General features: G+C 55.6%; 10 protein-coding genes. 5 read left to right on the top strand and 5 right to left on the bottom strand.

Annotated elements, in window-relative coordinates; all coding sequences use genetic code 11:
• The first annotated feature begins 17 nt into the window (after window positions 1–17).
• The gene (locus JIN87_RS17445; RefSeq protein ID WP_200356881.1) at window positions 18–641 is read left to right on the top strand and encodes an arylesterase; all 624 of its coding nucleotides are present in this window, start codon (window positions 18–20) and stop codon (window positions 639–641) included.
• 4 nt (window positions 642–645) lie between these two features.
• Here JIN87_RS17445 and JIN87_RS17440 read toward each other — a convergent pair whose 3' ends face one another.
• The 4 genes from JIN87_RS17440 to JIN87_RS17425 all read right to left on the bottom strand — a co-directional run bounded on the left by JIN87_RS17440 (window position 646) and on the right by JIN87_RS17425 (window position 8,312).
• On the bottom strand, window positions 646–4,536 hold the full coding sequence (locus JIN87_RS17440) for a beta-propeller fold lactonase family protein (protein WP_200356880.1): 3,891 nt from the start codon (window positions 4,534–4,536) through the stop codon (window positions 646–648).
• A gap of 120 nt (window positions 4,537–4,656) precedes the next feature.
• Complete coding sequence (gene glpK / locus JIN87_RS17435; protein WP_200356879.1) at window positions 4,657–6,153, bottom strand: glycerol kinase GlpK; 1,497 nt, start codon at window positions 6,151–6,153, stop codon at window positions 4,657–4,659.
• Window positions 6,154–6,196: 43 nt separating this feature from the next.
• Window positions 6,197–7,249: a VanZ family protein gene (locus tag JIN87_RS17430; RefSeq protein ID WP_200356878.1), complete on the bottom strand. Its 1,053-nt coding sequence runs from the start codon at window positions 7,247–7,249 to the stop codon at window positions 6,197–6,199.
• A 226-nt stretch (window positions 7,250–7,475) separates the two neighbouring features.
• Window positions 7,476–8,312 carry a PRC-barrel domain-containing protein gene (locus JIN87_RS17425; protein WP_200356877.1) on the bottom strand — a complete coding sequence of 279 codons (837 nt, stop codon included), beginning with the start codon at window positions 8,310–8,312 and terminating at the stop codon, window positions 7,476–7,478.
• 182 nt (window positions 8,313–8,494) lie between these two features.
• Between JIN87_RS17425 and JIN87_RS17420 the strand changes: the two genes are divergently transcribed.
• Entirely contained in the window at window positions 8,495–8,764 is a 270-nt protein-coding gene (locus JIN87_RS17420) for a MoaD/ThiS family protein (protein ID WP_200356876.1), read from the top strand.
• Window positions 8,765–8,786: 22 nt separating this feature from the next.
• Entirely contained in the window at window positions 8,787–9,899 is a 1,113-nt protein-coding gene (locus JIN87_RS17415) for a WD40/YVTN/BNR-like repeat-containing protein (protein WP_200356875.1), read from the top strand.
• A 179-nt stretch (window positions 9,900–10,078) separates the two neighbouring features.
• Here the strand turns inward: JIN87_RS17415 and galK are convergent, their stop codons facing one another.
• Window positions 10,079–11,272 carry a galactokinase gene (galK, locus tag JIN87_RS17410; protein ID WP_200356874.1) on the bottom strand — a complete coding sequence of 398 codons (1,194 nt, stop codon included), beginning with the start codon at window positions 11,270–11,272 and terminating at the stop codon, window positions 10,079–10,081.
• Window positions 11,273–11,376: 104 nt separating this feature from the next.
• On the opposite strand from galK, the gene JIN87_RS17405 reads away from it, so the two are divergent.
• Both JIN87_RS17405 and JIN87_RS17400 read left to right on the top strand, forming a co-directional pair.
• Window positions 11,377–12,537 (top strand): AraC family transcriptional regulator, encoded by a 1,161-nt coding sequence (locus JIN87_RS17405; protein WP_200356873.1) that lies wholly within the window; start codon window positions 11,377–11,379, stop codon window positions 12,535–12,537.
• A gap of 53 nt (window positions 12,538–12,590) precedes the next feature.
• Window positions 12,591–14,453, top strand: coding sequence for an alpha/beta hydrolase family protein (locus JIN87_RS17400; RefSeq protein ID WP_200356872.1), 1,863 nt, complete (start codon window positions 12,591–12,593; stop codon window positions 14,451–14,453).
• Window positions 14,454–14,472: the final 19 nt, after the last annotated feature.

Raw genomic sequence — 14,472 nt, 5'->3', positions numbered from 1 at the left:
AGCTCTTCTAATCATTCATGAAGCCAACGCATCTGGTTACACTTTTGATTGCCGCCATATTCGCGACCTCGAGCCTGGTCGCGGAAACCGCCGCAAAACGAATTCTCTTCCTAGGCGACAGCCTCACCGCCGGGTACGGTATCGACCCGCAACTCGCCTACCCCTCTCTCATCCAAAAAAAGCTCCAAGCGGGCGACTACAATTTCGATGTGACCCCGGCCGGCCTCAGCGGCGAAACCAGCGCTGGCGGACTTCGCCGAGCGAGTTGGGTTCTGCAAAAGCCGGTTGATATCCTTGTCATCGCCCTCGGAGCGAATGACGGGCTCCGAGGTATCGACCTTTCAGATACAAAGAAGAATCTCCAAGGCATCATCGACCTAGCCCGCAAGAAGTACCCTGAAATTCAAATCGTGATCGCCGGCATGCAAATGCCACCAAACCTAGGCGAAGCATACACCACTCAGTTCCGCTCCATGTACCCCGAACTCGCTCAGGAAAACGAAGCCACTCTCATTCCATTCCTCCTCGAGGACGTAGGCGGACAACCGGAATTGAACATCGCCGACGGTATTCACCCGAACCCAGCGGGTCACGAGATCATAGCCGAAACTGTTTGGAGCGCCCTCAAACCGCTACTCTAGCCGGCTAGCGAGCATCAAATACTTCCAGCGACGCAGACCCGATGCTGCCTGAGAGGCTTTCCAAGATAACAACGTAACGCCCAGATCCGAGCATCAAAAGGATCCGAGCCTCCTCCCCGTTTCCGGCCAACTGCGCCGTCGCTCCCGTCTGAGACACAGCATCTTCGACTGTCACACTCGTTTCAGTCGGCCAATCCTGCCAATTATCGTTGGATGCGAGCACGAACGGCGCCCCTGACTCCGGCACTTCATACAGCGTCACTTGGAGGTTCTCAGCAGTCGGAGAAACGCCCTTGCGTTCCAACGTTTCCCCAACCCCTTGAATTAAGACCGGGATCTCGATCTCGCCCTCTATGTCAAATCCTACCGAAATAACCGAATCTCCAGCCAACAACTGCCCAAGCGCTCGGCCTCCCCGGGGATACGCCCTCCCTCCTGAGATTGACTTTGCAGCGTAGCGGACATTCTCCGAGTTCTCATCAAACCCATTCGCACCCAAGACCTCGGCGAGAGAAAAATGCGTATCCCAATCCATCTCTGGAACCTCCCCGATTGACGAAAACTGACTCGTATCTGAATCCAAATCGTAGCGAGCGCTTGGATACCTTCTTCCGAAGTTCAACTTTTCGAACTCCGTCCCCGCCCCTTCCAGCTGCAGGACGATCTCGCCATCACCGGCCAAAGAGATGCCAGCGCAAAACGCCTTGGTGAATCTCTCAGCCTCAACTCGCAGAGCGAAACTCGTCATATTTGATTCCGGTATCAAATCAGTAGTCGTCTTCACTTCATCCGACTCTCCAATCCCGTCAAAAGCCACCAGAGCGTACTCCACTCGCGTCCCTCTCGGGGCATCACGATCGAAGAAACGAGTGCTGCCCGCATCAAGCTCCGCCACCTCAACACTCCTCTCAGAGCCTACCACCTTGCGGCGAATCCGGAACCCAAGCTCATCATCCGACTGATCGAGCCACACGAGCTCGACCCCCAAATTCCCCACCGTAGCTCGAACCCACTCAGGTTCCATCACATCAGACTCAAGCGGTGGATCTTGAGTAATAGTAATCGCCTTGTCATTGACCAAAAGGTCCGTGCTCCGCACCTCACCCGTACCGTTTTCTTCAACCGAAAAGCTAACCGATCCATCACCGTTTCCAGAAGTGGTTTCACCCAAAGTAATCCACGAAACGGATACACTCGCAGTCCAATCTACATTGCTCGAAACACTCAAAGTCCCAGAGCCCCCCATCGAATCGAAGCGACTCTGATCGAGCTCCAAATCAAGCGTGGGAACCTTCCCAGCCTGCTCAATCGTATGAGCACGGGAGTCGAATGCGGGAGAGTTGATTGATAGCTCAGCGATCCGAGAATCGAACGCCTCGTTTGCATCGTAATTCACCACAACCGAGCCATGCCCGGATCCCGTTTCTCCTGAGCTAATTTCGATCCAATCCGAACTCTCGCTAGCGGACCAGTCCACATTCGACTCAATATCTATAATCGCCGTCCCAGCTTCCGCATCGACCTCAGTCAGCGACGGGCTCACATTCAAAAATGGAGGAGACCCTTCCTGCACCACCGTGTGCACCATTCCGCCCACAATGATCTCACCGGTCCGATCTTCTTGCGATTCGTTCAATCGAGATCGGTACACCACGCCTTCGTTCCCAGATCCTTTGCCATCGCTCGGGCCGGTAACGATCAGCCAATCAACTTCAGAAATGGCTTCCCAATCTTCAGTCGAAGTGACCGAAATGGTGTAACCACTCTGAGCTTCCGGATCAATCGTGCGAGAGGCGGGCGTGATCGTATCCACTGGGTTCGTACCTGTGATCGCTACCACAGAATTGCTGTAAGCCGACGATCCCGACTCGTTGTATGCCTGCAGCCGATAGGCATAGGTTGCTTGAGCATCCACCGATCGATCCAGATAGGTCGTCACGTTCTTATCGACGGCTGCCACCGTGCTCCAGACCGCTCCGAACTCGTCTTTCCGACGTACAATCAGAAAGCCGTCCTCAACAGCAGAACGATCCGACCAACGAAGCTCAACCCGATTGTAGTGCTCCTCTACCACGTTCAAGTTAACCGGCCCCTGCGGCACGTCGTCAAACGACTCGATCACCGCGTCATTCGACCAGAGCGAAGCATTCTCGTTTCGTTTGGCTCGAACACGATAGATGTAAGTGGTCGATGACTCCAAAGTCTCATCATCGTACTGTGATTGATTTTCAACTACGGTTGCCAGATTCGAAAATTCGCCTCCTGGCGAACGTCTTTGCACTTCAAAATTCGTCTCGTTGTCGCTCTCGTCGCTCCAAACCAGTCGGGCGGAATTGCTGGAAATGTCCAATGCGGTCAGGTCCAAAGGGGCGTTCACGACCACAGGAGGCAAAACCGTAAGATCCACCGCAGGACTTGTAAGCACTCCCCCCGGATTGCTCACCCGAATACTAAAGGTGCTGCCATCGTCTCCACTAGAGATATTGGGAAGCGTCAACACCGGCAAAGTCTCGCCTCCCATTGGCACCCCATCCCGCAACCATTGATAGCTCAAGTCAACGCCCTGAGCCAAGGCGTAGAAGGCAACATCCTCTCCCTCCTCGATCGATTGATCAGCCGGCTGCACAACTAGCTCCGGCGGATCTACGAGCACCTCCCGACGAAACGTCACTACCGAGCTCCCACTGAAACTCGCTCCCACGTACACATGCTCACCATCCGGACTCGTTCCGATCGCCAACGGCGCATTCATGCTCCACTCATCCCCTACCTCCGGGTGGATGCTCTGATAGTAAGTAGCCTGGCCAGTCTCGGAATTTCGCTCGAACGAGGTCACCGAGTCGCTGCCAAACGCAGCCACGTAAATGTAAGCTCCATCCGAACTCATCGAAATCGCATGCGGCCCATCCAGATCCGAAACGCCCCCATTCCCATCGGAGATATTTCCGTCCAAGGTCAACGCTCCCGTTTCAGCATCCCTGGAAAAAACGCTCATCGCGTCGTTATTGACCGACACGACATAGGCGAACTTACCGTCCGGACTAAACGTCAAATCCCTCGGCGACTCATCCTTCGACTCGCCCGTGAGGTAGGCGACTTTCGAGAGATAACTCAGTAGACCGGTAGAACTGTCACGGCTGAAAACCACGATTTCGTTGCTCCAAAGGGCCACATACAAGTGCTTCCCGTCAGGACTCAGAGCCAACACATGCGGATCCGTCAGTTCCTCCACCCCTTGATCGCCTTCTTCATAGACACCCAGAAAGCTCGCCACGCCCGTTGTCGTATTGCGGCTAAAAACGCTCAGCTTGTTATCGTCAAAGGCCGCAGCGTAGAGATTTTTGCCGTCAGGGGAAACAACCACCGAACGCGCCCCGTCAAGACCATCCACACCACCATCCGTATCATAAATCGCGTGCACAAAGCTCAACTCCCCCGTGGTGAGGTTTCTCGAAAACGAAGCCAAACTGTCAGAGAGCTGAGACACACCGTAAACAAACTCGCCATCCGGACTTACCGCCAAGGACTTCACGCCACGCAGGGCATCCTCGCCGATGGACTCCTCATTGGCCAATCCCACGTAACTCAACTCCCCATCCACCTCATTCCGAGAGAAATACGAAATCGCATGCCTAGAAAATGAAGCGACGTAAACATGCCCGCCATCCGGGGCAACCTCCACGTCATACGGAGCATTCAGCCCCTCCATGATCCCCACTTCCTCGAAGTGCTGCTCGATGAAAACCAACTGTTTGATCACTTCGACCTCAGGCTCTTCCTCCTCTTCGCCTCCCTCGCCCTCCTGGGCACTAGCAAGCCCCCCTGCGATCACCGCAAAAAGCAGACAGATCGCCGAGCGAAACCAAAATGGGCAAATAGGAAAAATTAGTCTCATCGAGTCGTGCGCGCATACAAAGCACCCCACATGCCCGAGGCATTGATTTCACATTTCATTTACCAAACTTCACCGTCTTCCCTCCCCCCCATTAGAAAGAACGCCACGAAGCGACCAAACCTAGTCCTCAGTCGCCCAAGCTTGGCTTCTCTCCACAGCTTTGGCCCACTTGCGCAGTCGCTTTTCACGCTCGTGAACAGGCATCCCAGGACCATAACGCCGGTCCGCCCTGACAAGCTCCTTCAAAACCTCCTTCGACTCCCAAAAGCCAACACCAAGTCCCGCCAAAAAAGCGGCCCCCATGGCCGTCGTCTCCAAAATCTTCGGGCAAGCCACTTCCGCTCCCGTTAGATCGGCCTGCGTCTGCATTAGCAACGCGTTCGCCGAAGCGCCGCCATCAGCTCGAATTTCCCCCAGTTCCCGCCCAGCATCGCTCGCCATTGCCGAAGCGACATCGCACACCTGATAGGCGATCCCATCCAAGGTCGCACGGGCGATATGCGCGGCGGTGCTGCCTCTCGTTAAGCCGAAAATCGTACCACGAGCATAGGGATCCCAGTAAGGAGCTCCCAACCCCGTGAACGCAGGAACCAGCATCACGCCATCCGAATCATCAACCGACCGAGCCAAGGCCTCGATTTCAGCGGCGGACTTGATCAAGCCCAGCTCATCCCGCAGCCACTGCACCGCGGAGCCCCCCACAAATACGCTACCTTCCAAGGCATATTCGGTCGTGCCCGCCATCCGCCAAGCGACCGTCCCCAGAAGCTTGTTTCGAGAAACCGCCGGACCTCGCCCCACATTCATCAGGATAAAACAGCCCGTGCCATAGGTGCACTTAACCATCCCTGGTTCGAAACACAGCTGTCCAAACAACGCCGCCTGCTGGTCTCCCGCGATTCCGGAAACCGCTATTTCACAGCCCCCCGTCACCTCGCCCGCGGTTTCAGCCAACGCTCCGCTCGAATCTACGATCCGTGCCAAGCACGAACTCGGCACGCCAAATACTCCCAGCAAGTCCCCATCCCACTCGCAGCTGCGCAAATCCATGAGCAAGGTACGGCTCGCATTGGAAACGTCCGTCACGAACGAACGCCCATTGCTCAGCTTCCAAATCAGCCAAGAATCCACCGTACCAAATCGGAGTTCTCCCTTGTCAGCGAGCACCTTCGCCTCAGGCCGATTCTCCAAAATCCAACGCATTTTGCTGGCCGAAAAATAGGGATCTAGCAACAGCCCCGTCCTCTCCTGTATCCAGGATTCCTTACCTTCTGCCTTCAAGCGATCGCAGTACCCTGCAGTCCTTCGATCCTGCCAAACAATAGCCTTCCCAACAGGTTCCCCAGTCTTGGCGTCCCAAGCGACAATCGTCTCGCGCTGATTTGTGATACCAATCCCAGCGATCGACTCCCAACTGCAGCCTGCCTTCTTCAAGGCCCCTTCTATCGCCCTTAATTGGGACTCCCAAATCTCGCTCGCATCGTGCTCCACCCACCCCGCCTTGGGGAAATACTGGGCAAACTCATGCTGATCGCTCGCAATAACCTTGGCATCCTTGTCAAAAAGGATCGCTCGCGAGCTGGTTGTCCCTTGATCGATCGCAAGTATGAATTCCACACCACAAAACTAGCGCAAAATCCCCAGCTGAAAAGTCAGAAAATCACAAGAAAAGTATCCAACGCCTGGGCACGATCAAGGCAACCATTCCGCTAAAGGTGTTTAACAACACATCCTGCAAGCTCGAATCTCGATGAACCAGATAGCCCTGCCCCCACTCGATCAGCATGCTCAAGCAGAACGAGGCCAGCCCCACCAGAACCAATTGAGCCACCAAGGAACTGACTCTTCTCCTCGTCGCCGCAGCGAAGCAAATCCCAACCGGAATAAATCCCAAGGCGTTGACCAACACATCGCTCTTATAGCTTTCCTTCTCGAAATTCGCTGAATCGATCGATCCAAAGAAATTTCGCTTCCCGAGCTCGTAGCGGTCGGGAATGGAAAGACCTTGCGGGTAAGTCCCCGGCCGAAAGTCAAAATCGTAAACCGGCGCCGCCGCAGCTAAGCCTGCCGACCCCGCTCGGTAAAACTGGGAATAGATTTTCAAGCGACGAATCTCGCCTGTGAATGGACGCGTTCCATCCGCACTGTTCCCGATCGCCAAACGCCCGAGAAACCGGTTGTCCGGGCCCAACAACGGGAAATCGCTGCGAGAAGAAACGATCTTCCCATCGACGTACACATGGGTGCGCTTTCCTTCAGAAGCGATTAAGAGCTCCACAAAACCACCTCTCGAAAAAATCTCCTTGTGCCCAATCTCTGAATACCCTCTCTCCACTTCTTCCGCCAAACGCTCGCTCCGCAAAGCCAGGTGCTGCTGCCATTGGGAAACCATCAAGGTCGGCAAGCCCTCGTCCCCCTCTTCGAAGAACTCCAAAAAGACGCCCAAACCACTCTTCCTCGGGCGTCCTCTCAATTCCAACTTTATCGTAACCCCCTCCCAAGCGCGAGTATCCAAAAGCTCCTCGCTGTAAGCGACTCCTCGGGACGAAAAATCACCTCTCTCGTGCAAGCCGTTGAAGCGGAGAGCCTGCTCCTGGGTCGCATAGCTCACGTCGTTTTCCGGTAGAAAACTGTAGGGCCACCACCCAAAAGACAGGGTCACCAGCACGAGCACGAAAAGGACGCTACGCCGAAATGTCGGTTGCAGACTCATCAGCTCCGCCCGAGCGATACGCCTCCCGCAAATTGCCTTTTCTCGTGTAGCTCCTTCATTTGGAACCGGCACGAAAACAGGTCACCCCCCGACGCGCAACCCTTCAAACAGAGTATTCCTCGCCCCCGATCCTCACCCCAGCCCACTCTCGCCGGGCAATGATTAACCCCAAAAAGAAGGCTAACAGCTCTTGCCGCTAGCCTTCCTCGTTAGGAAAGAACGAAGCCTAAAAGACTTCCTCCATCAAATTCTTCAAGCAGGGCTTACCGCTATAATCGAATTCGTGGTTCTCCGCGTCATGATTCACCGGATCATAGACCCAGTAGCGGCGCATCTTGAGCAAATCTTCCAAGGTCAGCTTCACTTCGACACTCGAGCTCGACCAATCAAGCGTTAACACCTGCTCCATATCCACCAGATACTTGCGTGACGGGATTCCATGCCTCGTATCCAAGACAAGATACGCGATCTTCCATTCGTCCACATCAAGAATGAGATCACCAATGATACCTAGATTTTCATCTTGGCCCACCACATGGTAGCCGATCACCGCTTTGGCGGAATGCAGATGTTCGCCCGCGATCTTGCCCATCTTGTCGAGATGCTCGCGGATCTCTTCCTCCGAATGATCGTACGCAGAAACGGAAGGCAAATAACCCGCGTATCCAAAACTTCCAAACAGCGGCCGCTCGTCATAGATCGCATGACGGAAGAACCGACGAAACTCCATTTCGTACATCTCTTCGGCTGGCAAGTGAGAGCCAAAGCCTTCGCAAGCCCCGACCTCATCCTTACTCAAAGTCGTAGGAATGATGCGGCGATCCACACCGCAGCTCGGCGCTTCCAGATCTTCAGCCTTTACCAAACGTCGGGTGACAATGGTTTTATCGTCTTCCGTTTCGCTGAGATATCTCAAATTCAGATGCAATCCGCGGCGGGTTTCCACGTCGAGGTAGCGCATTCTCCAGTGCCGGTCTCCGAACAACAAGTCCTTAACCTTACCGGCCTTTCCATCGTTGGCCATGACCGGGTATCCAAACAGGTCTTTTATACTGCGTAACATGATGAATCTCTCCTTTCCGAACGTTTCGTTTGGGACCAGGTTTCCCTAGTCCTCGCACACGCTTAAACTTATTGCTATCAGTTGCTTTCTCAAATGAGCACGCACGCTATTCGCGAAACTTATCGCTCGATTAGATTCGCTAAAGCATCGACCTCGCCTCGCCAATCCAGCAAGCTCTCCGCATGCCTCGCCTCAGCTTCACCCAAAACCTCAGGCGCCACGTTACCTGTCCTGAAATGCAGGTCGCAGGCTCAACCGTAAAAGACGCTCTAGAGCACGCATTTGCCGACTCCCCCAGGCTTCGCAGCTACATCCTCGACGATCAAGGAGGCTTGCATACCCACGTCGCCATCATGGTAAACGGCGAGGCCATAGTAGACCGAACGACGCTGGCTCATCCCCTTTCCGAACAGGATGAAGTCTACGTCATGCAAGCCCTCTCCGGCGGCTAGCCCTCCCCAACTCGAAATTCCAATGAACCAACTCCTGATCACCACCCGCAAAGGGCTTTTCATCTACACCCCCGCCGCCGACGGCAGCTATCAAGTCTCCCAAACCGCATTTCTCGGCGATCCCGTCACCCTGGCCCTATACGACAAACGCTCCGGCTACCTCTACGCGGCCCTCAAGCACGGACACTTCGGCTGCAAACTACATCGCTCCAAAGACAACGGAGCGTCCTGGGAGGAAATCGCCACCCCCGCCTACCCCGCTTTTCCCGAAGGACGCGCCCCCGATCGCTGCCCCATGCGTCAAATCGAGATCCCTTGGAAACTCGAACTCATCTGGGCCCTCACCCCAGGCGGCGACGACCAAGTCGGACGAATCTGGTGCGGTACCATTCCGGGCGGACTCTTCAAATCCGACGACCATGGAGACTCCTGGGAACTAGTGGAGTCGCTCTGGAACAACCCAGCCCGCCAAAAATGGTTCGGTGGCGGATACGATTTTCCGGGCATACACTCGGTTTGCGTCGATCCGCGCGACTCGGAGCACGTCACCCTCGGCATCTCCTGTGGAGGAGTCTGGAAAAGCAAAGACGACGGGACCACCTGGCAACAAGCCGGGCAAGGCCTCCGAGCCGCCTACCTCCCGCCAGACCAAGCTCACGACCCCGAAGCTCAAGACCCGCACCTCCTTACGCAGTGCAAAGCCGAGCCGGATAATCTGTGGACCCAACACCACAACGGCATCTTCAAGTCACAAGACGGCGGTCAAAATTTCACCGAAATCGAGGAAGCCGGACCAAGTACTTTCGGATTCGCCGTAGCCGTACACCCCAGCGATCCAGAAACAGCCTGGTTCGCCCCTGCAATCAAGGACGAGCAACGCTACCCGGTGGACGGAAAATTCGTCATAACCCGAACCCGCGACGGAGGAAAGAGCTTCGAAACGCTCCGCAAAGGACTACCGCAAGAACACTCCTACGACCTCATCTACCGCCACGCCCTCGCCGTCGATGATAGCGGCGAAAACCTCCTCACTGGCAGCACCACCGGAAACCTCTGGCTAAGCCCTGACCAGGGCGACACCTGGCAAACCATCAGCAATACGCTCCCCCCCATCTACAGCGTCGCCTTCATCTAAAACGCCAGCCATCATGGTAGCGTCCGCCATCAAGGTAGCGTCCGCCATCAAGGTAGCATCCGCCATCAAGGTAGCGTCCGCTGTCCCCGGCGGACACAAAACCGGGCCCCACCTTCTAAGCACAAAAAAAGCGGACGAGTCACACCTCGCCCGCTTTCTTGGAAACCACTCGGATTCGCTTACGCGAACCAAGCGCGTGTACCGCCCATCGGACGGGTTTCAAAAATCTTCGCTTCGATTCCGAACTTCTCTTGGTACTTCTCTTCAATCAGAGCAGTGAGCTCGGCCACGTTTTCGCCGCGAACCAGAGCAATGGCAGAACCGCCAAAACCGCCGCCAGTCATACGGCAACCCGCGACACCTTCCTGCCCCTGAGCGAGCTCAGCGATAAAATCGAGCTCCGGACAGCTAACGCGGTAATCGTCACGCAACGAAGCGTGGCTCGCATTGAGCAACTCGCCCGCCTTCGCGTAATCCCTGTTTCCAAGGGCCTCCACCGCATCAAGCGTGCGAACGATCTCAGTCACCGCGTGACGTACATAGCGAACCATGTCTTCCGTAAACTCCGGATTCTGCAGAACCTCGTCGAGCTTGCTTGGATCCACTTCACGAAGCGTTTCCACACCAAGAATCTTCGCCGCCGCGTGACACCCGTCACGACGCACCGCATAACCGCCATCGGAAAGCTCGTGGCTAACACAAGAATTGATAATCAAGAGGCTCCAGTCAGGATCCTCAAAAGAAGCGTGCTGGAAGCTGTCGTCCACGCAGTCGAGCATGAGAAGCTTGCCTTCCTCGCAGAGGATCACTGCAGCCTGGTCCATCAAGCCACAAGGAACTCCCGCAAAATCATGTTCGGCCTTCTGACAGAGACGCGCGAGATCGATATCCGTCATCGCTTCCGCCTTGCCTGTTACCGTCAAAAGCGTCTTGCCAAACACCGCCTCAAGAGCCGCGCTACTGCTAAGCCCGCCACCAACGGGTACCGTCGACGTCACCGCGGCATCGAAACCAGGAACGTCGAAGCCAGCCTTCAAAAGACCGACAACCACACCCTTGATGTAGTTGCCCCAGCTCTTCTCCTCCGGCTTGAGGTCCTCTGATATTTCAAACTCAGCCACGTTTCCGGGAGCCTGAGCGGAAACCAGACGCACCTTATTGTCCTCGCGACGACGCAGAGCGATGTGAACATAGCGGTCAATCGCAGCTGGGAGCACCAAACCACCGTTGTAGTCGATGTGCTCGCCAATCACATTTACACGTCCAGGAGCCGCACCGAAAATCTCAGGAGTGCCGAAACCGGCGTCCGAGAAAAGAGCCTTCAGCTCTTCCTGTACGTCTTCTTGCTCGAGGGAGTTGTCTAGTGTTTTCATTCTTAAAATATCTGATCGACAGGTTTACGGTATGTTAGCACGGGTTTTTGACTTGAACAACGATACCACAGGTCAATCTTTGTAGAAATCCGGTCATACCGTTAATGCCTAGTAAAAGCATAGCCATCCTCGTCGAAACCTCGCTCAACTCGGGCCGCCAGATCGTGCGCGGCATCTCCCGCTTCGCCCGAGAGCGCAACGACTGGTCCATCTACTATCATACCGGGCAGCTCGGAGCCATGGCCCCCGGATCGCTCGGAAACTGGCGCGGAGACGGTATCATCGCCCGAATCGCCAACGAGGAAACGCAACGCTACGTCCTCGCCGGACAGGTCCCAGTGGTGGACGTTCTCGGCAACGTCTCTTCAGCTGACTACCCGATGGTAACCTGCGACGAACGCGCCATATCCGACCTCGTGGGCAAACACTTCAGCAACCGCGGCTATCGCAACATCGCCTTTTTCGGCCTAGGCGACGAACATTGGTCCCTCAGCCGCCGCCACGCTCTTTCACAATTTTGCCAGCAAGAACTCGGCACCGAGCTAGCCAGTCTCGAAGTCAGCCACCGAGAGCGCGACTCGCACACTTGGCTCAACTACATCGCCCGCCTGCAAAACTGGGTGGAATCCCTTCCCAAGCCCGTTGGAATCATGGTCGCCAGCGATCAGTTCGGCCCCGACATTCTCACCGCCTGCCAAGAAGCCGGGCTCAGCGTCCCCGACCAGGTGAGTCTCGTGGGCGTCGACAACGACCTTCCATTCTGCGAGATTTGCCAGCCTCGCCTCAGCAGCGTGGAACCCAATCACGAACTCGTCGGCTACGAGGCAGCACGCATTCTCGACGGCATCTTAAGCGGAGAGGATCCAGCAAGCGGCCATCTACAAGTTCCGCCGCGCCTCCTCCACGTCCGCCAATCCAGCGACGCCACCGCCCTCGCAGACCCGGCCCTCGTCAAAGCCCTTCGCTACATCCGCAGCAATGCCTGCGACCCAATCAGCGTCGACGAAATAGCCCGAGCGGCCGGCGTATCACGCAGCGTGCTACAACGCCGCTTCAAGACCTCCCTCAACCAAACGGTACTGGAATCGATCCTCACCGTCCGCATTAATCGAGCAAAAGAGATGCTCTCCACCACTGACCTGCCATTACCAGACGTTGCGGAGCGATCTGGCTTCAAACACCAGGAATACCTCGGTTATGTATTCAAAAAACGGATAGGCTGCACACCAGGCCAGTACAGGACACAGAACGCGACCCCGATCTGAATCCAAACGCTGCCCCCTCACGTATTCCCTTTCAGGCCCTGTTACCCTCCCCCATGAAATACCTCTCCCTCATAGCGCTTGCAGGCTGTTTGTGTAGCGTTTGCTTCGCCGCCAACTCCAACTTCAAATCCCTCGCGAAATCCCTGTTCGCCCAACCCTCCGTTTCAGACGTACGAATAACGCCCGGCAATCGCGGCCTTAGCTACATAGCCAACAAGAACGGACGCTCCAAACTCTGCGTCCTCGACTTCGAGTCTCGCCGAACCTACGACACCTTCATCGAGGGAACTCCAGACGTCTACGACTACTACTGGATCGATCGGGACAACGTCATCATTTTCGTCCAGCAGCTCGGCAACCCGATCGGCGCTTTCACCGCCAGCTACAAACTGGGACGAATCGCTCCCACCGATTTCTATCGAGTCTACGACACCCTGCCCGACAAAAAGCGCATCTACATCGCCAAAGACGAGGACTTCGACAGCAAGTTCAACGACCTCTACCAGGTAAACGCCATCTCCGGTTCCCGGAAGAGAATCGAAAAAAACGATGGCTCCGTTATCGCCTGGCTGACCGACAAAGACGGCGTCACCCGGATCCGCTACACCATCGACGAAAACGAGAACGATCGCTACGCCTACCGCTCCGGTCCCGAAGACGCTTGGCGCGACATCCCCATCCATGGACACCCCTTGCTCGTCCTCTTCCTCAACGAGCCCGAGCAATTCGTGATCCTCATCCGACGCAAAGGCACCGACACGTTTTCCGTATACAAATACGACGCAGCATCCGAGCAATACACCGACACCCTTCTCGAACACGAAACCTACGACATTCTCTACACCGAGATCATGCACGATCCCGAAACCGAAGAAACGTATGGATTTGCCTACGATCTCGCCAAGCCCGCAACCTTCTGGTTCGACCCAACCTTCGCCGAAATCGAATCCCAAATCGATTCACTCCACCCCGAAGCCGAAAACCAGATTCTAGGCTACAACCACGACCGTAACGCCCTCGTGTATCATTCTTTTAGCGACACACGCCCCAGCCAGTGGCGGCTCTTTTCTCCAGCAAACTCAACCGACGAACTCTTGCTCGAGCACACGATCGATTTCGACACAAGCCAAACCCAAGCGTGCGAACCGATCACCTTTCCAAACCGAGACGGCACGCTCATCCACGGCTACCTGACTCGAACCCCAAATAGGGGCGAACCCCACGCAAAGACGCTCCTCATGATACACGGAGGCCCTCGGGCCCGCGACCGATGGGGTTGGGATGCCGAAGCTCAGTATTTCGCTGCCCTCGGCTACAACGTATTAAAAATCAACTACAGAGGCTCAGACGGATACGGCGTCGACTACAGTCCCTACTCCCACTTTAGCTCGATGCAAACCAGCGTGCGAGATACCATAGACGGAGCCAAGTGGCTCATCGAACAAGGCATCGCCACCAAGGGAAAAATCGGAATCTACGGCTCCAGCTTTGGAGGCCATGTCGCGCTCTCCTGCGCCGCAGAAGCGCCAGAGCTCTTTTTCGCATCCATCGGGTATGCTGGAGTCTACGACTGGCCGAAGCACCTAGACGCCGAGTTCAAAGAATATCCCGTCTTCGCTAAACTTAAGTTCAACACCTACTACCCGGGCTATGAGCAGGAAAAGGAGAAATGGCTCGCGAACTCCGCCATCGCCCGCGTCGATCAAATAACTTGCCCCGTCTACCTCCTCCACGGCGGGTCAGACGACAATGTCTCCCAAACGCAAAGCCGCCGCATGCACAAAGCCCTCAAAAAAGCGGGCAAGAATTCCCAACTCAAGATCTTCAGCTTTAACGGACACGGGCTGGTCCTCGAAAACAACCGCGTCAGCTTCTACTCAACCTTGGCTCAATTCCTAGCCAAGAACGCAAATTAACGCTTCAGCGCAACCACCT

It is taken from the genome of Pelagicoccus mobilis, assembly GCF_016595505.1.
Taxonomy (GTDB): Bacteria; Verrucomicrobiota; Verrucomicrobiia; order Opitutales; family Opitutaceae; genus Pelagicoccus; species Pelagicoccus mobilis.
This window is presented reverse-complemented; position numbering and strand designations above follow the sequence as displayed.